The 19,883-nt window shown below is 64.2% G+C and carries 15 protein-coding genes; 8 read left to right on the top strand and 7 right to left on the bottom strand.

The window, feature by feature from the left end; genetic code table 11:
- The first annotated feature begins 47 nt into the window (after positions 1–47).
- Positions 48–791, top strand: a complete 744-nt coding sequence (locus ACEN42_RS16740; RefSeq protein WP_371881887.1) for a hypothetical protein — start codon at positions 48–50, stop codon at positions 789–791.
- Between the two features lie 36 nt (positions 792–827).
- On the opposite strand, the gene ACEN42_RS16735 is transcribed toward ACEN42_RS16740, so the two are convergent.
- Positions 828–2,006 (bottom strand): porin, encoded by a 1,179-nt coding sequence (locus tag ACEN42_RS16735; protein ID WP_187608002.1) that lies wholly within the window; start codon positions 2,004–2,006, stop codon positions 828–830.
- A 118-nt stretch (positions 2,007–2,124) separates the two neighbouring features.
- Positions 2,125–2,571 carry a hypothetical protein gene (locus ACEN42_RS16730; RefSeq protein WP_250484972.1) on the bottom strand — a complete coding sequence of 149 codons (447 nt, stop codon included), beginning with the start codon at positions 2,569–2,571 and terminating at the stop codon, positions 2,125–2,127.
- A 325-nt stretch (positions 2,572–2,896) separates the two neighbouring features.
- Here ACEN42_RS16730 and ACEN42_RS16725 point away from each other — a divergent pair, with 325 nt between their 5' ends.
- Complete coding sequence (locus ACEN42_RS16725; protein ID WP_371881886.1) at positions 2,897–5,293, top strand: phosphoketolase; 2,397 nt, start codon at positions 2,897–2,899, stop codon at positions 5,291–5,293.
- Here the strand turns inward: ACEN42_RS16725 and ACEN42_RS16720 are convergent, their stop codons facing one another.
- Together ACEN42_RS16720 and ACEN42_RS16715 are read right to left on the bottom strand one after the other, a co-directional pair.
- A complete protein-coding gene (locus tag ACEN42_RS16720) occupies positions 5,294–7,645 on the bottom strand; it encodes a mechanosensitive ion channel family protein (protein WP_371881885.1) in 2,352 nt (783 codons plus the stop codon). It lies immediately after the preceding gene.
- A gap of 153 nt (positions 7,646–7,798) precedes the next feature.
- Complete coding sequence (locus ACEN42_RS16715; RefSeq protein WP_035507271.1) at positions 7,799–8,419, bottom strand: TetR/AcrR family transcriptional regulator; 621 nt, start codon at positions 8,417–8,419, stop codon at positions 7,799–7,801.
- A gap of 283 nt (positions 8,420–8,702) precedes the next feature.
- Here ACEN42_RS16715 and ACEN42_RS16710 point away from each other — a divergent pair, with 283 nt between their 5' ends.
- The 6 genes from ACEN42_RS16710 (at position 8,703) to arsH (ending at position 16,617) form a co-directional block, all read left to right on the top strand.
- A complete protein-coding gene (locus tag ACEN42_RS16710) occupies positions 8,703–9,803 on the top strand; it encodes an efflux RND transporter periplasmic adaptor subunit (protein ID WP_371882236.1) in 1,101 nt (366 codons plus the stop codon).
- Positions 9,800–12,922 (top strand): efflux RND transporter permease subunit, encoded by a 3,123-nt coding sequence (locus ACEN42_RS16705; RefSeq protein ID WP_371881884.1) that lies wholly within the window; start codon positions 9,800–9,802, stop codon positions 12,920–12,922. The genes ACEN42_RS16710 and ACEN42_RS16705 overlap by 4 nt, the downstream gene beginning before the upstream one ends.
- Positions 12,919–14,385, top strand: coding sequence for an efflux transporter outer membrane subunit (locus tag ACEN42_RS16700; RefSeq protein WP_371881883.1), 1,467 nt, complete (start codon positions 12,919–12,921; stop codon positions 14,383–14,385). Before ACEN42_RS16705 ends, ACEN42_RS16700 begins: the two co-directional genes overlap by 4 nt.
- A gap of 76 nt (positions 14,386–14,461) precedes the next feature.
- Complete coding sequence (locus ACEN42_RS16695; RefSeq protein WP_238293325.1) at positions 14,462–14,782, top strand: helix-turn-helix transcriptional regulator; 321 nt, start codon at positions 14,462–14,464, stop codon at positions 14,780–14,782.
- The gene (gene arsB, locus ACEN42_RS16690) at positions 14,779–15,840 is read left to right on the top strand and encodes an ACR3 family arsenite efflux transporter (protein ID WP_371881882.1); all 1,062 of its coding nucleotides are present in this window, start codon (positions 14,779–14,781) and stop codon (positions 15,838–15,840) included. The genes ACEN42_RS16695 and arsB overlap by 4 nt, the downstream gene beginning before the upstream one ends.
- Before the next feature lie 15 nt (positions 15,841–15,855).
- The gene (gene arsH / locus ACEN42_RS16685; RefSeq protein ID WP_371881881.1) at positions 15,856–16,617 is read left to right on the top strand and encodes an arsenical resistance protein ArsH; all 762 of its coding nucleotides are present in this window, start codon (positions 15,856–15,858) and stop codon (positions 16,615–16,617) included.
- 38 nt (positions 16,618–16,655) lie between these two features.
- Here arsH and ACEN42_RS16680 read toward each other — a convergent pair whose 3' ends face one another.
- From ACEN42_RS16680 to ACEN42_RS16670, 3 genes are all read right to left on the bottom strand, one after another.
- A complete protein-coding gene (locus ACEN42_RS16680; RefSeq protein WP_371881880.1) occupies positions 16,656–17,951 on the bottom strand; it encodes a chloride channel protein in 1,296 nt (431 codons plus the stop codon).
- A gap of 131 nt (positions 17,952–18,082) precedes the next feature.
- Positions 18,083–19,084 (bottom strand): sulfate ABC transporter substrate-binding protein, encoded by a 1,002-nt coding sequence (locus ACEN42_RS16675; RefSeq protein WP_371881879.1) that lies wholly within the window; start codon positions 19,082–19,084, stop codon positions 18,083–18,085.
- A gap of 92 nt (positions 19,085–19,176) precedes the next feature.
- Positions 19,177–19,791, bottom strand: a complete 615-nt coding sequence (locus ACEN42_RS16670) for an alpha/beta hydrolase (protein WP_187608012.1) — start codon at positions 19,789–19,791, stop codon at positions 19,177–19,179.
- Between the last annotated feature and the right edge of the window lie 92 nt (positions 19,792–19,883).

Genomic DNA, 19,883 nt, shown 5'->3' with positions numbered 1-19,883 from the left:
GTCGAGCGAGTTAAGCTAGGCACTTCCGCTCGCATCGAGATGACGCCATGAAGTCAGCAGACGCAGTTGCGCAAAGCCGATGGCTCGCCGACGCGCGCGAGGAAATCGCCGCGGCGCTTCGAACTTCCGACGAAACGTGGCTCCACGACATGAGCATGCGCTGGGGATGCCGTCTCGCGATGCTCGTCGCCGATTTCGGCGTGCGCGTCATGCTGCACGAAGAAGGCATTGTTATGAAGTTGGAGCCGCCGTCGGATAGCAACGGCGCGCTTCTCGATTTCGACGAAGACAAACCGGATGCCCTCGCCCGCGCGGCCTGGATCAAGCTGTCGAAATTCGAAGAGCACGCGACCGCCGTTCTCGAAGCGAGCGCGCTCATTCAGGGCGACGCGCAATGCAATGCCTGCAACGAAACCATTCTGGCATGGCGTCAGATGCTCATCGCCGCGACCGAATGGCCGCGAGAGGAAGCCGACCCGTACATCAGTCACGCATGCCGGCCCATCTTGAAGCGGTTCATGAACCTCGCATCGTGCGCGACGGGCGGGAATCAGTTCGAGCTCGCACGCGAAGGCGACTACGAAGAAGCGTGGCGCGAATTCGAAAACTTCTGCACCGACGAACGCGCTGTGCCCGTGACCGGATGGGGACGCAAATACCGGCATCGGCACGATGTTCAAGCCGAACACGCACCGCCGACGATTCCGCTCCCATACGCGATCGACACAGGCGTTCGGCCCACTCCGGATCGTCTGCTCACGCGCCCTCAGGCTACGACTCGCGCGGCCTGAAGAAGCTCGACGATGCCGCGCAGCCGGGTGCGACGCTCAAAAGCGATGCCGCAAGCCGACCGTGGCTTCGACCTGGTTGCTCGTGGACGACGGCGCCGTGAGGCCGTTGATCCACGCGACGCCCAGTGGCGAATTGCTGCCCGCGCTCACGCCTTGCCATACGCCCTGAACATAGACATCGGTGCGCCGCGAGAAGCTGTAGCCGGCCATCGCACTGACCTGGTTCCAGTGCGGATTGCCCGCACCCGCGAGGCCGCCCGCGCGTGAATACGTGTACGCCGCCGAGAGTTCGACCGCCGGCGTCAACGCGTAACGCAGATTTCCTTCGAAGTTCTGAACGTGCGTGCTCAAACCGGTCTGGAACAACTGCGTCAGATTGGTTTGCGTGTAGACGATGCCCGCCACCGCCGGCCCGAACGCGTAATTCACGCCCGCGCCCCAGGTCTGCTGACGGCTCGACAGTGCGCCAAGCGGGACCGGCTGCGTCGTGAGCACGCCGAGCAGCGAGGAACCCGTGGTATCGGTGACGGCGCCGTTCGCGTTGAGTTGTCCCGGCGTCGCGGCGTCGCTGTTGAGCTGCAGGAATCCGGCGCCGAAGTTGAGCGGTCCCCACAGATACGAAATGCCGAGGCTGTATGCGCGATTGTTCGAAAAACCGGCGGCCTGATTGGAGAAACCGTATAACGCGCCGAGCTTGAATCCCGCGAAATCCGGGCTCTGATACTTCACGGCGTTATTGATCTGGAATGAATCGTTGAGGTTATCGATATCGAATGGATGCGCGAAATGCGTGCCGCCATATTGCGTGCCCGTCAATGAAAGCGGCGCGACGAAATCCACCATGTCGTCGGTCTGACGGCCGAACGTGAGCACGCCGTAATCGCGGCTCGACAAACCAACATATGCCTGGCGATTGAAGATACGGTTGCTCGATGTGTACTGGCCGTCGTTCAGATTGAAGCCGCTTTCCAGATTGAAGATGGCTTTCAATCCGGCGCCCAGATCTTCCGCGCCGCGCAAGCCCCATCGGCTGTACTGGACCGGGCCGCTCTTCAGTTCCCAGTTGCTGTGCCCGCTGCCGGTCGTGTTGATCTGGCTGTTCGAATAGGTGATGCCGGCGTCGATGAGACCGTAGAGCGTGACGCTGCTTTGCGCCTGGGCCGTGCCGGCAAGCGTGAGCATCGTCGTCGCGCCGGTTATAAGCAACTTGTTCATTTGCCTGGGCTCCATCGATGTCGGGAAAATACACGCTCCGCTTCACCAACTTTAAGCGACCGAATCGGCAACCTGCAACCTCAAATTTTTGCTCGTGATCGTAAAGCCACGCTGACGCTCAGAAATCGTGGCGCACGGAAAAAGTCATGGCTTTTTCGTGCTCGTGATTCACGCCGAGTTGCGGATTGGCGGAGAAATGCCAGTCGTCGTCAGGCGTGATGTCGTCGCGTGGACGCACCGGAACGGGGACCGAAGTCGGCGAAGGCGGCAGCGGCGAAACCCGGGCGAGTTGACTCAGATCAGGATGCACGTTTCTGTCGTATTTCGACAACGCAACGGCGTCAAGCGCGTCCAGCGTACCTTTGAAAAGATATCGCGGATGACGAGGCCCGGCGGACGCACGTGCGTCCGCGGTCGAAATGATAGCCGGATAGGGAAAGAACAGAACACTCGCCGCCACTCGCTGAATAGGATTCAAACGAGTTTGCTCACTGGCTGACGCAAAGTTGCCGACTAGAAAAGCCACGATGCCGGCGACCCAATATCTTCGGATATGGCGTGTCATCGAATGCCCGCGAAACGCTACGGTGATAAGAAAGCCCCCGCGTTCTTAAATCATTTTAATTCATTTGACGGCGCATTGTCTGTCAATGACGCCATCGAAGAAATAATGTCTCGCGGATGACACGGAAACGAAGCTTTCGCGAATCGCGCCGGATCATGCAGCGAATCGAAATAACTTCGTCCGATTCGCACGACTCGTTTCACAAGTGCTCGCGCAGCAACTATCTTGAAGAGCGTCCCGCGATCCGCGTACGCGTTTTCCAAAATCACATCGCTCGCGCGCATGAGCGATTGCCGATGAACCTTCACCGAAAGGAGCCTTTGTAATGAGCAAGCACTCCAGGAATGGCACGTCGCAATCTTCCGCGCTCGAAGGCGACGAACTTCGCCTCGTCGATGCATGGTGGCGCGCGTGTAACTATCTCTCGGCGGGCATGATCTTTCTCACGGAGAATCCGCTGCTGCGCGAGCCGCTGAAATCCGAGCACGTGAAGCACCGCCTGCTCGGACACTGGGGCGCGAGCCCGGCGCTGTCGTTCGTGTGGGCGCATCTGAATCGCGTCATCAGGCGCGAAGACATCGACGTGATCTTCATGGCCGGCCCCGGTCACGGCGCGCCGGGCGTGCTCGGCCCCGCCTATCTCGAAGGCACGTACGCCGAGGTCTATCCGGACAAGAGCGAAGACGCCGAGGGCATGCAGAAGTTCTTCAAGCAGTTTTCCTTTCCCGGACACATCGGCTCGCATGTGACGCCCGAAACGCCGGGATCGATTCATGAAGGCGGCGAACTGGGCTATAGCCTGTCCCATGCATATGGCGCCGCGCTCGACAACCCCGACCTGATCGTCGCGTGCGTCGTCGGCGACGGTGAAGCGGAAACCGGCCCGCTCGCGACGGCGTGGCATTCGAACAAGTTCATCAATCCCGCGCGCGACGGCGCCGTGCTGCCGATCCTGAACCTGAACGGCTACAAGATCGCCAATCCGACGATCCTCGCGCGCATCAGTCATCAGGAACTGGAGGCGCTGTTCGTCGGCTACGGGTATCGGCCGTATTTCGTGGAAGGATCGGACCATGCGGAGATGCACAAGAAGATGGCGGAAACGCTCGATGCCGCCATCGCCGAAATCCACGCGATAAGGGAGAAGGCGCGCAAGGATAAGCACGTCGAGCGGCCGCGCTGGCCGATGATCGTACTGCGCACGCCGAAGGGCTGGACCGGTCCCAAGGAGATCAACGGCCACAAGGTCGAAGGATCGTGGCGCGCGCATCAGGTGCCGTTCTCGGACGTGCATAGCAACCCCGCGAATCTCGCGGTGCTCGAACGCTGGATGCAGAGCTACAAGCCCGAAGAACTGTTCGACGAAACCGGCCGCCTGCGCGAAGAAATCAGGGCGATCGCACCCAAGGGCACGCGGCGCATGAGCGCGAATCCGCATGCGAACGGCGGCGTGCTGCGCAAGGAACTCAAGCTGCACGATTTCCGCGACTATGCCGTCGATGTCGGACAGGCCGGGAAGATTCTCTATGAGAACACGCGTCCGCTCGGCGCTTTTCTGCGCGACGTCATGCGTTGCAACATGCACACGTTCCGCGTGTTCGGCCCCGACGAAACGGCATCGAACCGCCTTCAGGCAATCTATGAAGTCAGCAAGAAAGTCTGGATGGCTGATCTTCTTCCCGAAGACGAGGACGGCGGCGAGCTGTCGCGCGACGGTCGCGTGATGGAGATGCTTTCGGAGCACACGCTGCTCGGCTGGCTCGAAGGTTATCTGCTTTCAGGGCGGCACGGCTTCTTCCACACCTACGAAGCCTTCGCGCATGTCATCGATTCGATGTTCAACCAGCATGCGAAATGGCTCGATATCTGCAAGAACCATGTGCCGTGGCGCGCATCGGTTTCCTCGGAAACCATCTTGCTCTCGTCCACCGTATGGCGGCAGGACCACAACGGCTTCTCGCATCAGGACCCGGGCTTCATCGATCTCGTCACGAACAAGAGCCCTTCCGTCACGCGCGTGTATCTCCCGCCCGATGCGAACACGTTGCTCGTCGTGGCCGATCAATGCCTGCGCTCGACCGATTGCATCAACATCATCGTCGCGGACAAGCAGAAGCATTTGCAGTTCGCGACCATCGACGAAGCGATCGTGCATTGCGCCAAAGGCATCGGCGTGTGGCGGCGCGCGAGCACCGATGAAGGCGAAGAGCCCGACGTCGTCCTCGCTTCCTGCGGCGATGTCGCGACGCAGGAAGCACTGGCCGCAGCCGCGATTCTGCGCGAGCGTCTGCCCGAACTGAAGCTGCGCTTCGTGAACGTGGTCGATCTCTTCAAGATGCAGCCCGACACCGAGCATCCGCACGGATCGAGCCCACGTGAATTCGATAGCCTCTTCACGCTCGACAAGCCCGTGATCTTCAACTTTCACGGTTATCCGTGGCTGATTCACAAGCTCTCGTATCGCTTCCACAATCACGAGAATCTGCACGTGCGCGGCTATAAGGAAAAAGGCAACATCAACACGCCGCTCGAACTCGCGATTCTCAATCAGGTCGATCGCTTCAATCTCGTGATCGACGTGCTCGACCGCGTGCCCCGCTTGCAGGCACGGACCGCGCATTTAAGGGAAGACATGAAGAACGCGATCATCCGTCACCTCGAATACGCGCATACGCACGGCACCGACAAACCGGAAATCGCGGAATGGGTATGGCCGTTCTGATCAGGGCGATTCCTTGAGCACACGGAGTTCCGGCTGCGCGGCGCCGTCCGCCGCATGCCGGGCCTCCGCCTGCGCGCGCTCATCGGGGCGTGCGCGTGCGTCGCGATCCAGCGGCGACGCATTAAGCTGCATCTGCGGCAACATCATCTCGATGCCGGCTTCGTCCATCTTGAGTTTGAGCCTCGCGTTGAACGCGCGCGCCACGCTCCATTGCTGTAACGGGCGCGTCTTGATCTGCCCTTTCACCACAATGCAGTTCGCTTCGAAGCGATCGAGGCCGAACACTTCGACCGGCGCGAGTATCTCGTTGCGAAAGCGAAAGTCACTGCTCAGATCGGCGCTGACTTCCACGATCATGCGCGTGATGTCGTCCAGTTTCGAGGAGAACGGCACGCGCACTTCGAACACCGCATTGGCGAAATCGCGCGACAGGTTCTTCACGATCTTGATCTGCGAGAACGGAATGGTGTGAACCGCGCCCTGTCCATCGCGCAGACGAACGGTGCGGATCGTGAGATCCATCACGGTGCCCGCGTGTCCGTCGATATCGATCCAGTCGCCGACCGAGATCGTCTCCTCGACGATGATGAAGAGTCCCGTGATCAGATCGGTGACGAGCGACTTCGCGCCGAAACCGACCGCGAGACCGATCACGCCCGCGCCGGCGAGCAGCGGCGTCAGATTGATGCCGAGACTCGCCGCCGCGACGATGGCCGCGAGGCTCGCGACCGTCACGAAGATCGCGTTGCGCACGAGCGGCAGCATCGTGCGTGCGCGCACGCCGGGACTGAGCGCCTTGTTGCGCGAGCTGTTCGGGCCGAGCGCTTCGAGGATGATGGTATCGATGACGATCCAGATGAACCACGCGCCGAACACCGTCGCGACCACCGCGATCAGAGCGTGCCTGAAGCCGGGTGTCATCGCGCTGTGCTTGATGAGCCGCGCGATCGGTCCGCTCCAGAGTTCCAGTTCGAAACGCAGATAGGCGAGCCAGATCAGCAGCACGACGAGCGTGCAGCCGAAGTGCAGAAGCCGCGTCAGATGCGGCGCGCGGCGGCGCGCACGCGTGTCGCGCCGGCGTGTCAGATGCAGCAGCAGCGCGGAAGCGAACAGCGTGAGCACGAGCAGCGCCGCGCTCAGCAGCGATGGACGCAGCACGTCCCCTTCCGCACCGCGCCCGTCGATGATCGCGACGACCGACGCCACCGCGATCAGCAGTATCGGGATATGCCATAGCGACGCGAGGATATCGAGCGCTTCCGTCGCGAACTGATGATCGCGCCTGCGCGAATACGGACGATTGCGAATCAGATGCGTGATGGGCCGCCGGTAAGCGAGCGCGAAATAGCCGGAGAGCAACGCCGCGGCGAGACTGGCGAAGATCGACACGATGCCCGCGAGATTCGGACCGAGCTGGCGCGTGACGTCGGCGTTGGCGGTGGCATCGCCGAGCGCGCCGCATGCGCCGATCGCGAAGAGCGGCCAGGGCGTGCGCGCAAGCAGTTGCTGCACGGCGACGCGGCGATGCGCCGTGCTGAACACCGAGAACACGATCAGGCAGATTGCCGAGAAGATCGAACCCGCGACAATCGCATAAGCGATGACGAGCCCGAGCGTGCGGCCGAGCATATCGGGCATCGTGCGCACGAAGACCAGCACTGCGATGAATGCGACGAGCCAGGGCCCGGTCTGCCGCACGGCGAAGGCGAGCAGTTGGACCGATGACGGATTCGGCGCCAACGTGACCGCCTTGCCATAGCGCGCGAAAATGTGCCGCTGAACGCGGATCAGCACGAACGCGCACAGTCCCCAGACCGCGAGCGTCGCGCCCATGCCGGCGACGATGCGCCCGGACGACTCGCCTCGTTCGCCCGTGACGACGGCCTGCAGTTCGCTTGCGGCGGCGGCCGAGCGCGCGCTCCAGACACGCACCGGCGTGAGGCTATCGCCCAGATTCGTTTCGACCGACGCGATGCCCGATGCGATCGCGCCGAGCAGATCGGCATTCGCAGGCTTGGGTGTGGGCGTGGCCGGAACGGCTTTCTGCGTCGCGTCGCGCAGCACTTTCAGTTGGGCGACGAACGCGCTGCGTTGCGCATCGTTGTCGAGCGTGCCGATGAGACTGTTCAGCGAACGCACCATTTCCGCCTGACTCGCGGGCGACGGCGCGGAAGCGGCAGGCGCTTCGGAGGCCGGAGGCGAGATGAACTTTTGCATCGCGGCGGGAAAAGGCGCGGCCATCACGGACGACACCCACGCCGCACATCCAATGAAGATGCCGAGCGTGATCATCCACGCGCGAGCGTCAGTCAGGACGTGCCCCACTTCGATGCGTCGCCTGAATGCGCCCATGGAGATTCCCTCCAGCGTGACATCCCCGTTTCGCGAGATTGCAAACGAACTCGAAACACCACGAGCGCGGCCTCGCCGGCTCTCGCGCAAAGAGTAGCTTATCGGCCAGATGCGTGCCACCGGCAATGCGGATCGCCGGCGATGAAACGCCGCTTAGTCGGCGGCGCTCAGCACGACACGCCTGAAGAACTGTGCGAGCACGTCCTCGGCGAATTGCGCCGGCACCGATTGCGGGTCGGACGAATAGAAGAACTGCACGCCGTCGCACAGCGCGATGAGGCCAAGCGCCATCTGTTCCGGCGGCATCGTGAGCGGCGTGCCCACGCGCTCGGAGAATGCCCTGATGTAGTCGGTCGTGGTCTGCCGCAGCTCGCGCATCAACGCATTGAAGCTCGCGCGGAATTTCGCGTCGCGGCTCGCGTGCAGCTTCGCTTCGACCCACAGCAGAAAGCACGCGTTGTTCTGGTAACACTCGCTGTAATACTGCAGCACGCGCGCTTCCATGTCGGCGCGCGAGGCCTGGCCATCTTCGAAGAGCGTGGAGAGGCGCTGCATGATGGTGTCGTGATCGCGCTTGAGCACTTCGAGCAGCAACTCGGCCTTGCTCGAAAAATTCGAATAGAACGCGCCGCGCGTGTAGCCCGCGTCGGCGGCCACATCCTCGACGCTCGATGCGCCGAATCCCTTCTGGGTGAAAACCGCCTGGGCAGCGTCGAGCAGGCGCTGACGCGTCTGGTCACGGCTCTGCTCGCGGGTGAGACGTACAGGTTTCATGCGCAAAGTGTAGCATCGCGCGGCTTACAAATCCGGCTTTGCATTCAGATACATGTGTGTATTAGAATTCATTTCGTATTCGCGTCCGGGTCGTCGAAACCCTTGCCGGACGGGGTTGTCAGGTCGACACATTGATCTGCCCCGCTTTCGCTCGTTTCTCGAAATTGCCCGCCGGGTCACCTTTTTCCTTGCTTCGCCCATGAGCCGCGCGCAGTCGTTGCGAGGTGCGCGGCACCATGCCCTTGCGGGCGCCGAGGTTCTTGTGAAGCTCTTCCACTCAGCCATGTCGGTCGTGGCGCGCGCGGCATTCGTTCCGATCGTCTGTGTAACGCTCGTCGCCTGCAAGCGGCATGAGGCGCCCGCACCCGCGCCGCGTCCGGTCGTCGCCGTCGCCGCACAAGCGGACGGACACGCGAGCGCATCCAGCCTGCCCGGACAGATTCAGTCGCGTTATTCGACGCCGCTTTCCTTTCGCATCAACGGCAAGATTCTCGAGCGGCGCGTGCGCCTCGGCGACAGCGTGAAGGCAGGGCAAGTCGTCGCCCGGCTCGATCCCGCCGATGCCGAGAAGAACAATGCGAGCGCCCGTGCGCAGCTCGACGCCGCCGAGCATCAGCTCGTGTATGCGAAGCAGCAGCTCGACCGCGATCGCGCGCAGGCCGCGGAAAATCTCATCGCGCCCGCGCAACTCGAACAGACGCAGAACGCTTACGCGTCCGCGCTCGCGCAGCGCAATCAGGCGCAGCAGCAGGCGGGACTGTCCGCCGATCAGTTGCGCTACGCAACACTCACCGCCGATCACGCGGGCGTCATCACCGCCGAGCAGGCCGACACCGGCCAGAACGTGACTTCGGGCCAGGCCGTCTATACGCTCGCCTGGAGCGGCGATATCGACGTGACCTGCGACGTGCCCGAAGCCGCGCTCGGCGCGTTCGCCGTGGGCAAGGAAGCGAGCGTGAAGCTCGCGGCATTGCCGGGGCGGACCTTCAAGGCGCGCGTGCGCGAGCTCTCGCCCGCCGCCGATACCCAGAGCCGCACCTGGCGCGCGAAGCTCACGCTCGAAGCGCCGACGCCCGACGTGCGCCTCGGCATGACGGCGGACATCGCGTTCGCCGCGCCGAATGGCACGAAGGGCGCGTTCACCATTCCATCGACGGCGCTGTTTCACGACAACGGCCATCCCGCCGTGTGGATCGTCAAGCAGCCGGGCGATGCGCTCGAACTGAGGCGCGTCGAAGTCGCGCGCTACGGCGAGCGCACGGTGACGCTCGCGAGCGGCATCGAAGCGGGCGAGCGCATCGTGTGGCAAGGCGTGCATACGGTGTCCGCGGGCGAGAAAGTGCGCGTCGTTGCGCCGCTGCATCCCGAGGACTTCGCGTCATGAGCGACATTCGCGAAGACGACAACGCGCATCGCCACGAAGAAGGCCGCTTCAATCTCTCGGCATGGGCGTTGCGGCATCGCGCGCTCGTCGTGTTTCTCATCGCGATGTCGACGATCTTCGGCATCCTCGCCTACACGCGGCTCGCGCAATCGGAAGATCCGCCCTTCACCTTCCGCGTGATGGTCATTCGCACGTTCTGGCCGGGCGCGACCGCGCGTCAGGTGCAGGAGGAAGTGACGGACCGCATCGCGCGCAAGCTGCAGGAAACGCCGTACACGGATTTCATGCGCAGCTATTCGCGCCCCGGCGAGTCGCTCATCTTCTTTCAGATGAAGGACTCCGCGCCCGCGAAGGACGTGCCGGAGGAGTGGTATCAGATCCGCAAGAAAGTGGGCGATATCGCCGCGACCTTGCCGCCCGGTGCGCAAGGCCCGTTCTTCAACGATGAATTCGGCGACGTCTACACCAACATCTACGCGCTCGAAGGCGACGGCTTCTCCCCCGCGCAACTGCACGATTACGCCGATGCCTTGCGCACGGTTCTGCTGCGCGTACCGGGCGTCGCGAAGGTCGATTACTTCGGCGACCAGGAAGAGCGCATCTATGTCGAGATTCCCAATACGACGCTCACGCGCCTGAACATCTCGCCGCAGCAGATCGCGCAGGCCATCGACGGACAGAACGCCGTCTCGACCGCTGGCGTTTTGACGACGCCCAACGATCGCGTGTTCGTGCGCCCGAGCGGGCAGTTCACGAGCGTGGACGCGCTCGCCGATACGCTCGTCACCGTGAACGGCCGCTCGTTCCGTCTCGGCGACATCGCGACGATCAAGCGCGGCTACATCGATCCGCCCGCCACGCAGATGCGCTCGGCGGGCACGCCCGTGCTCGGCATTGGCGTCACGATGCAGCCGGGCGAAGACGTCGTGCGTCTCGGCAAGGCGCTCGACGAATCGATGATCAAGCTGCGCGCGCAACTGCCCGCGGGACTGAAGCTCACCGAAGTCTCCAGCATGCCGCACGCGGTCTCGCATTCGGTGGACGACTTTCTCGAAGCAGTCGCCGAAGCGGTCGTCATCGTGCTGATCGTGAGTCTCGTGTCGCTGGGCGTGCGCACCGGCATGGTGGTCGTGATCTCGATTCCCATCGTGCTCGCCGTCACCGCGCTCTTCATGTATCTGTTCGATATCGGCCTGCACAAGGTATCGCTCGGCACGCTGATTCTCGCGCTGGGGCTTCTCGTCGACGACGCGATCATCGCCGTCGAGATGATGGCCGTGAAGCTCGAACAGGGCTGGAGCCGCGCGCGCGCCGCCGCGTTCGCCTACACGAGCACCGCGTTCCCGATGCTGACCGGCACGCTCGTGACCGTCGCGGGTTTTCTGCCGATCGCGCTCGCGAAATCGAGCACCGGCGAATACACGCGATCGATCTTCGAAGTGTCGGCGATCGCGCTGATCGCATCGTGGCTCGCGGCGGTCGTGCTGATTCCGTTGCTCGGCTACAAGCTGCTGCCCGAACGGAAAAAAGAAGCGCATCTGCCCGACGATCACGAACACGACATCTACGACACGAAGTTCTACGGACGCCTGCGCCGCTGGGTCGGCTGGTGCGTGAAGCGGCGCTTCGTCGTGCTCGCGATCACGGTCGTGCTCTTCGTCATCGCGATGGCCGGCTTCACGCTCGTGCCGCAACAGTTCTTCCCGAGTTCGGATCGCCCCGAACTGCTGATCGACGTGAGACTGCAGGAAGGCGCATCGTTCGAAGCGACCTTGCGCGAAGCGAAGCGGCTCGAAGAAGCGCTGAAGGGCCGCGAGGAAATCGATCATGTCGTGAGCTTCGTCGGCACCGGCGCGCCGCGTTTCTATCTGCCGCTCGATCAGCAGTTGCCGACGCCGAACTTCGCGCAGTTCGTCGTCACCGCGAAGTCGGTCGAAGCGCGCGAAGCGCTGGCGCGCTGGCTCGATCCGATGCTGCGCGAGCGCTTCCCTGCCATACGCACGCGTTTGTCGCGTCTGGAGAACGGGCCGCCTGTCGGTTATCCGGTGCAGTTCCGCGTGAGCGGCGACGATATCGGCACGGTGCGTCACGTCGCCGAGCAGGTCGCCGCCGACATGCGCGCCGACTCGCGCACGACCAACGTGCAGTTCGACTGGGACGAGCCTTCCGAGCGTTCGGTGCGCTTCGAGATCGATCAGCAGAAGGCGCGCGATGCGGGCGTCTCGTCGCAGGATATCGCGAGCTTTCTCGCGATGACGCTGACCGGCACCACGGTCACGCAGTATCGCGAGCGCGACAAGCTCATCAGCGTCGATTTGCGTGCGCCGCGTGCGGAGCGCGTCGATCCCGCGCGGCTCGCGACGCTCGCGATGCCGACGCCGCACGGACCGGTGCCGCTCTCCGCGCTGGGAAGCGTCGTCGATACGCTCGAATACGGCGTGATCTGGGAACGCGACCGCCAGCCGACCATCACCGTGCAGTCGGACGTGAAGGGCGACGCGCAGGGCATCGACGTGACCCAGGCCATCGACAAGAAGCTCGACGAGATTCGCCGTGCGTTGCCGGTCGGCTATCGCATCGAAGTGGGCGGACCGGTCGAGGAAAGCGGCAAGGGCCAGGCGTCGATCAATGCGCAGATTCCAGTAATGGTGATCGTCGTGCTGACGCTTCTGATGATCCAGTTGCAGAGCTTCTCGCGCGTGATGATGGTCGTGCTCACCGCGCCGCTCGGGCTGATCGGCGTGGTCGTGACGCTGCTCGCGTTCGGCAAGCCGTTCGGCTTCGTCGCGATGCTCGGCGTGATCGCGATGTTCGGCATCATCATGCGCAACTCGGTGATTCTCGTCGATCAGATCGAGCAGGACATCGCATCCGGACACAAGCGTTTCGATGCGATCATCGGCGCGACGGTGCGGCGTTTCAGACCCATCACGCTGACGGCCGCGGCCGCCGTGCTCGCGCTGATTCCGCTTCTGCGCAGCAACTTCTTCGGCCCGATGGCGACCGCGCTGATGGGCGGCATCACGAGCGCGACCGTGCTCACCCTCTTCTATCTGCCCGCGCTCTACGCCGCGTGGTTTCGCGTGAAGCTCGACGAACGCGAAGGAGCATCGTCATGAATCGCCGGCTTTTGATGACCGTGGCGTGCCTTGCGCTCGGCGCATGCGCGTTCGGTCCCGATGGCAAGCCGCCCGCGATGCCGCAGCCCGCGCATTACGGCGCGCAGCCGCAGGCGGAGGCGAGCGTCACGGCCGAAGGCGCGTCGCAACGCTTCGTCGCGGACGCGGCGCCCGTGCCCGAATGGTGGAACCTGTATCGCTCGGATACGTTGAATGCGTTCGTCGATGAAGGCTTGCGCGCGAGCCCGAATCTCGCGGCGGCGGACAAGAGTCTCGTCGCCGCGCGCGAACAGTTGCGCGCGCAGGTCGGTTCGTCGCTGCTGCCGCAGATCGATGCAGGCGGCCAGGCGACGCGGCAACGCGGCTTAGGCATTCCCCAGGGCGGCCCGCCGACCGTGCTCTACAACCTTTTCGTCGGCCAGATTCAGGCGCAATACACGTTCGATCTCTTCGGCGCGGCGCGTTTTGCGAATGCGGCGCTCGCCGCGCAGGTCGATCAACAGGCCTTTCAGCTCGATGCCGCACGGCGCGCGCTCGCGGCCAACATCGTGACGGGCGCGATCGGCGCGGCGGCACTGCATGCGCAGATCGACGTGACCGAACGCCTCGTCGCGCTCGCCAACGACGACGCGCACGACGCACAGCGCCGCTATGCGCTCGGCTCCCTGTCGCGCGCCGACATGCTCAGCGCGCAGCAGAACGCCGCGTCGCTCGCAGCGCAATTGCCGGGCTTGCGCGCGCAATGGCTCGCGACGCGTCACGCGCTCGCGGTGTTGCTCGGACGCACGCCCGATCAGGCGCCCGACGATCTCGATCTCGCGAGCCTCGCCGTGCCCTCCGATGTGCCGGTCGTCATGCCATCGGCGTTGTTGCAGACACGTCCCGACATTCAGGCCGCCGACGCCGCATTGAAGGCGGCCGCCGCGCAGGTCGGCGTCGCGACCGCGCAGTTGTTTCCGAGCCTGTCGATATCCGCTTCGATGGGCAAAGGCGGCTTCGACTGGCCGACCGCGCTGTCGGGCGCGGGCGCGTTGTGGAGCGTGGGCGCATCGCTGTCGCAGCCGATCTTTCATGGCGGCGCGCTGCTCGCGGAACGCCGCGCGGCCATCGCCACGTATGACGCCGCCGTCGCGCAGTACAAGCAGACCGTGCTCTCGGCGTTTCAGAACGTCGCGAATACGCTGGCGTCGCTCGAAACCGACAGCGAAGCGCTCGCCTTCGCCGACAGCGCGAGCAACGCCGCACGCGATGCATCGGCGGATGCGGCGGCGCGCGTGCGGCTCGGCGCGATCCCGCCGCGCGCCGCGCGCGGCAGCGAACAGCAGTACCTCAACGCACGCCTCACGACGATCCACGCGAGCAGCGCGCGCCTGAGCGACACCGCCGCGTTGTTTCAGGCGATGGGCTCGCCCATTGCGTCGGGTTCGAGCGTCGCGCGAGCCGATAGCGGGACGCACAAGTAGCGCCACGTCCATTCGCAACCCAGGGTTATTTCGATATTTGTTGAAATGTCGAAATTCATCGGTTATGGTTGCGGGCATGGACTCGAACCTCGTCGTACGCGCGCTCGGCGCGCTCGCTCATGAATCGCGCCTCGCGATCTTCAGAACCCTGGTGGTCGCCGGACCCGACGGCATCGCCGCCGGCGAAATCGCGCAGCAAGTCGGCCTCGCGCCGTCGAGCCTGTCGTTTCATCTCAAGGACCTCTCGCACGCCGGGCTCGTGAGTTCGCGGCAAGACGGCCGCTTCGTCTTCTACTCGGCCGACTTCGACGCCATGACCGATCTCATCGGCTTTCTGACGGAAAACTGCTGCGCGGGCGCGCCTTGCGCGGCGAGCGGCCGGTCTGACTGCAAATGAGCACGACGAACGCCGCGCGCGATAAGGCCACGCCGGCCATCGGCTTTTTCGAGCGTTACCTGACGGTCTGGGTGATGCTGTGCATCGTGACCGGCATCGGTCTGGGGCAGGTCTTTGCCCCGCTCTTTCACGCGATCGGCCGCATGGAGATCGCGCACGTCAACCTGCCCGTGGGCGTGCTGATCTGGGTGATGATCATTCCGATGCTCATCCGGATAGATTTCTCCGCGCTCGCGCAGGTCGGTCGTCACTGGCGCGGCATCGGCGTGACCTTGTTCGTGAACTGGCTCGTCAAGCCGTTTTCGATGGCCCTGCTCGGCTGGATTTTCGTGCGTCACGCATTCGCCGGCTGGCTGCCTGCCGATCAGCTCGACAGCTACATCGCGGGTCTGATTCTGCTCGCGGCCGCGCCCTGCACGGCGATGGTCTTCGTGTGGTCGCAACTGTGCAAGGGCGATCCGTACTTCACGCTCTCGCAGGTCGCGCTCAATGACGCGATCATGATCGTCGCGTTCGCTCCGCTGGTGGCGTTGTTGCTCGGGCTATCGTCGATCTCGGTGCCGTGGGCGACGCTGCTCGTCTCGGTCGGGCTATACATCATCGTTCCCGTCATGCTCGCCCAATGGCTGCGCAGGCAACTGATGGCGCGCGGCGAAGCCTTCTTCAAACACACGCTCGCCCGGCTGGGTCCGTGGTCGATCTCCGCGCTGCTCGCGACGCTCGTGCTGCTGTTCGGCTTTCAGGGCGAAGCGATCGTGCGCGAGCCGCTCGTCATTGCGATGCTCGCGGTGCCGATCCTGATCCAGGTGTTCTTCAATTCGGGCCTTGCGTACTTGCTGAATCGCCGTCTGGGCGTCGCGCACTGCATCGCCGGTCCGTCGAGCCTGATCGGGGCGAGCAATTTCTTCGAGCTTGCCGTCGCCACCGCGATCAGCCTGTTCGGCTTTCATTCGGGCGCGGCGCTCGCGACGGTCGTCGGCGTGCTCATCGAAGTGCCGGTCATGCTGCTGGTGGTCGGCGTCGTCAATCGCTCGCAACGCTGGTATCAATCCGCCTGACCGTTCACTACACACATGCTTCCGAATCTCCCAAACTTGAGCGCCGGGCACATCGACATTCCCGACAGCGACAAGCTCCAGCCGCGCTCGCTCCGCGCGCATGCCCCGCGAATCCTCTTGTTATACGGCTCGTTGCGCCCGACTTCCTATAGCCGCTTTCTGACGCTGGAAGCCGAGCGGCTGCTGCAATTGTTCGGCGCCGAAACACGCGTGTTCGATCCACACGGCCTGCCCGTGGTCGACAGCGTGCCCGCCGAGCATCCGAAAGTGGCCGAACTGCGCGCGCTCTCGGAGTGGTCGGAGGGACAGGTCTGGTGCAGCCCCGAGCGTCACGGCACGCTCACGTCCGTGTTCAAGAACCAGATCGACTGGCTGCCGCTCGAATCCGCCGGTGTCCGTCCGACGCAGGGCCGCACGCTCGCGGTCATGCAGGTGTGCGGCGGATCGCAGTCCTTCAACGCCGTGAATGCGCTTCGCCTGCTCGGCCGCTGGATGCGCATGGTGACGATCCCCAACCAGTCGTCTGTCGCCAAAGCCTGGCAGGAGTTCGACGAGAACGGCCGGATGAAACCCTCGCCCTATTACGACCGGGTCGTCGATGTGATGGAAGAACTCGTCAAATTCACGCTGCTCGTGCGCGATCGGTCCGACTACCTCACGAGCCGCTACAGCGAGCGCAAGGAAGCGCGGCCGGAACAGGCGAGTGCGCTGGCCGCGGCCGCCATGAATCACGAAGCCAGCGCCGATGAGGACACCGACGAGAGCGAGGCGCAGTGATCGAATGACCGGTCGCGGTCATCGCGATGTTCACGCGCTCAGTCGGGAAGACGCTGCAGAGTTTGCTCGGACGCAGTTGCCGGCTCCTCGATGCGAGCCTGCGCGAGCACGCGATAGGTGAGCGTCGCGCCCGTCATCGCCAGCGCGGTGGGAATCAGGAAGTCGTGATTGAAGCGCGTGAACTCGATCATCAGCACCAGCGCGGTCAGCGGCATCTGCATCGACGCGCCCAGAAACGCCGCCGCGCCGACGACCGCGAATGCACCCGGCGGCGTGCCCGGCCAGAAGCCGTTCCACACGCTGCCGAGCACGACGCCGAGCAATGCGCCGTTCGCGAGGCCCGGCGTGAGCAGGCCGCCCTGCGCGCCGGCGCGCAACGAAGTCACGACGATCGTCACTCTCAGCGCCAGCAGCACGCCGGCGAGCGCGAAGTTCACGGAATCGTCGAACGAAAGACCCGCCGGGCCTTTGCCGTTGCCCGCGAGTTGCGGGAAATAGATGACGAGCACGCCGATCATCGCGAAGTTCAGGATCGACAAGAGCGGCAGCATGCGCCCGCGCGGCGCCTTCTTGCGCGCGGCGCTCGTGAGCTTCACGAAGAGCCGCGCGGCCGCGCCGAAGACGGGCCCCATGACGATGGCCCATACGATGAGTTGCGCGTTGAGCGTGAAGGCGGGCAGGCGATATTGCTGCGCGTCGCCGAGTCCGATCCACGCGACGATCGCGCCGATCGCCGAGGTGGCGAAGGCCGCCGCGATGATCGTCGCGTCGAACGTGCACAGCAGCACTTCGAGCACGAAGACCGCGCCGCCGAGCGGCACGTTATAGACCGCGGCGAGCCCCGCGCCCGCGCCGCACGCGACCATGACGCGCGCTTGCGCCGGCGTGAGGCCCGCATAGTGCGCGAGCCATCCCGCCCACAAGGAACCGATCTCGCGCGGCGCGACTTCGCGTCCGAGCGGCGAACCCATCGCCACGGTGACGATCTGCAGAAGCGTATGCGCGAGCGTGGTGGCGGGCGGCATGCGCGGATCGTCGGCGTCGATGGCCTGGCGGATGCTGACGAGCGGTTTGCCGAAGCGATACACGCACCACCAGCCGGCGCCCGCGACTACGCCGCACAGCGTCAGCACGATGAAGCGGCGTGCCGGCGGCGCGGCCGAAATGCCGATGAGGAAGCTTTCGCCGCCGGTCAGCTCATCGAGGCTATAGCCGAACGCGACGTGCTGGATCGCGTGCAGCAGGAGCGCCAGCGACATGCCGCCGAGCCCCGCGCCCAGGCCGACGAGCGCGGTGACGACGATGAGCTTCACGGCTGGTGTCGATGACGGCATCGCGCTCACCTTGACGGTAAAGGCATAGCGTAGCGCGGGGCAAACGCGCGCATCTTCGCGGGATGGATCGAATTATAGATACGCACGGAGGTGTTTCGCATCCCGCCGCTATGGTCAGACCGAAGCCCGCGTCAGTTCTTGTCCGCCACGACCTGATCGAACGTGCCGCCATCGGCGAAATGCGTCTGCTGCGCTTTTTGCCAGCTTCCGAACATCTGCTCGACTGTGAAGGTCTTCAGCGGCCGGAACTCGCCCGCATGCTTCGCGAGCACGTCCGCGTTGCGCGGCCGCAGATGATGCTGCGCGATGATCTCCTGCGCCGCGGGCGTGTACAGGAAGTCGAGATACGCCTGGGCTTCCTTGCGCGTGCCGCGCTTGTCCACCACCTTGTCGACGATCGATACCGGCGGCTCCGCGAGCAGACTCACCGACGGGTACACCGCTTCGAAATCCTTCGCGCCCGGCCCTGCGCTCATCAGGCCGACTTCGTTCTCGAACGTGACGAGCACGTCGCCGATGCCGCGCTGCGTGAACGTCGTCGTCGCGCCGCGACCGCCCGTATCGAGCACGGGCACGTTTTTGAAGATGGCTTTCTCGAAGTCTTGCACCTGCGCGTCGGTTGCGCCCTGCTGCTTCTTGTAGCCCCACGCCGCGAGATACGCGTAGCGCCCGTTGCCCGATGTCTTCGGATTCGCGATCACCGCCTGCACGCCGGGCCGCGCCAGATCGTTCCAGTCCTTGATGTTCTTCGGATTGCCCTTGTGGACGAGAAAGACCATCGTCGTCGTGTAGGGCGCGCTGGCATCGGGCAGACGGTTGCGCCAGTTGGCGGGCACGAGCTGGCCGCGCTCGGCGAGCAGGTCGATGTCGTTGGGCTGATTCATCGTCACGACATCGGCCTGCAGCCCCTGCGTCACCGACAACGCCTGCGCGCTCGATGCGCCATGCGACTGCCGCACCGATACCGTCTCGCCGGTCTTCTTCTTGTAGTCCGCGACGAAGGCCGCGTCGATGTCCTTGTAGAGCTCGCGCGTCACGTCGTAGGACACGTTGAGCAGCGTCGTGTCCGCCTGCGCGACGCTTGCCGCGATGCCGAGCGCAACGGTGATGACCAGCTTGTTATAGACCGCCATTTTTTCTCCAGAGACAGGGTTCGAACCACGCCAACGAACAAAGGCCGCCCGAAGGCGGCCATGCATCCTACACACATCCTCGCGCCGCGGTATCAGCCGTACGCGCGCGCTTCCTCTTCTTCGTATTCGGGCGATGCACGCCGCGCGAGCGTTTCGACGAAATGCTTCGCGAGCGGCCACGGCCCGAATCCCGCCGATGTATTGATATGCCCCGCATCGCCGAGATTCACGAACGCGCTGTTCCAGCGCTGCGCGAGCGCACGCGCATCGTCGAGCGGCATCCACGGATCGGTCTCGCTGCCGACGACGAGCGACAGCGTATCGAGACGGCGCGCGGTGAATGCGCCCGCGAAACGGAACTTGGCCGGGCTCGCGGGAGCGACGAACAGCACGCCCTTCACGTTTGCGGCATGCGCCTGAAACGCGCCCGCGTGCGACAGCGCGTGGGCCGTCGCGAGACATCCGAAGCTATGCGCCGCGATGACGACAGGCCCGTCGATGCTCGCGAGCACGTCGCGAACGGCGTCGCTCCAGATGGCGAGATTCGGCGTGTTCCAGTCGCGCTGCTCGACGCGCCGCGCCCCGGGCGTCTCGCGCTCGAGCCAGCTCTGCCAGTGCGCATCCTCGCTGCCGTGCAATCCGGGCACGGTCACGAGCGTGACCGGCAAGCTCGACGTTCCTGCGTCCCGCGCGCTGCGCTCATTCATCTTCGGTCCTCGCTCGACTCGAACTAACCAGGCTCCATTCTCTGGCAGCGCGCGGATGCGGCTAACCAATATTTCGTCATTTGTTTATGGCG

This window comes from Caballeronia sp. S22 (genome assembly GCF_964261745.1).
GTDB lineage: Bacteria > Pseudomonadota > Gammaproteobacteria > Burkholderiales > Burkholderiaceae > Caballeronia > Caballeronia jiangsuensis.
The sequence above is the reverse complement of the archived record's forward strand: the minus strand, read 5'-3'. Positions and strand labels throughout refer to the sequence as shown.

What these genes read in the sequence shown, in the direction of transcription:
- ACEN42_RS16740 (WP_371881887.1), top strand. Translation starts at nt 48, where the DNA reads ATGAAGTCAGCAGACGCAGTTGCGCAAAGCCGATGGCTCGCCGACGCG.
- ACEN42_RS16735 (WP_187608002.1), bottom strand. Translation starts at nt 2,006, where the DNA reads ATGAACAAGTTGCTTATAACCGGCGCGACGACGATGCTCACGCTTGCC.
- ACEN42_RS16730 (WP_250484972.1), bottom strand. Translation starts at nt 2,571, where the DNA reads ATGACACGCCATATCCGAAGATATTGGGTCGCCGGCATCGTGGCTTTT.
- ACEN42_RS16725 (WP_371881886.1), top strand. Translation starts at nt 2,897, where the DNA reads ATGAGCAAGCACTCCAGGAATGGCACGTCGCAATCTTCCGCGCTCGAA.
- ACEN42_RS16720 (WP_371881885.1), bottom strand. Translation starts at nt 7,645, where the DNA reads ATGGGCGCATTCAGGCGACGCATCGAAGTGGGGCACGTCCTGACTGAC.
- ACEN42_RS16715 (WP_035507271.1), bottom strand. Translation starts at nt 8,419, where the DNA reads ATGAAACCTGTACGTCTCACCCGCGAGCAGAGCCGTGACCAGACGCGT.
- ACEN42_RS16710 (WP_371882236.1), top strand. Translation starts at nt 8,703, where the DNA reads ATGTCGGTCGTGGCGCGCGCGGCATTCGTTCCGATCGTCTGTGTAACG.
- ACEN42_RS16705 (WP_371881884.1), top strand. Translation starts at nt 9,800, where the DNA reads ATGAGCGACATTCGCGAAGACGACAACGCGCATCGCCACGAAGAAGGC.
- ACEN42_RS16700 (WP_371881883.1), top strand. Translation starts at nt 12,919, where the DNA reads ATGAATCGCCGGCTTTTGATGACCGTGGCGTGCCTTGCGCTCGGCGCA.
- ACEN42_RS16695 (WP_238293325.1), top strand. Translation starts at nt 14,462, where the DNA reads ATGGACTCGAACCTCGTCGTACGCGCGCTCGGCGCGCTCGCTCATGAA.
- arsB (WP_371881882.1), top strand. Translation starts at nt 14,779, where the DNA reads ATGAGCACGACGAACGCCGCGCGCGATAAGGCCACGCCGGCCATCGGC.
- arsH (WP_371881881.1), top strand. Translation starts at nt 15,856, where the DNA reads ATGCTTCCGAATCTCCCAAACTTGAGCGCCGGGCACATCGACATTCCC.
- ACEN42_RS16680 (WP_371881880.1), bottom strand. Translation starts at nt 17,951, where the DNA reads ATGCCGTCATCGACACCAGCCGTGAAGCTCATCGTCGTCACCGCGCTC.
- ACEN42_RS16675 (WP_371881879.1), bottom strand. Translation starts at nt 19,084, where the DNA reads ATGGCGGTCTATAACAAGCTGGTCATCACCGTTGCGCTCGGCATCGCG.
- ACEN42_RS16670 (WP_187608012.1), bottom strand. Translation starts at nt 19,791, where the DNA reads ATGAATGAGCGCAGCGCGCGGGACGCAGGAACGTCGAGCTTGCCGGTC.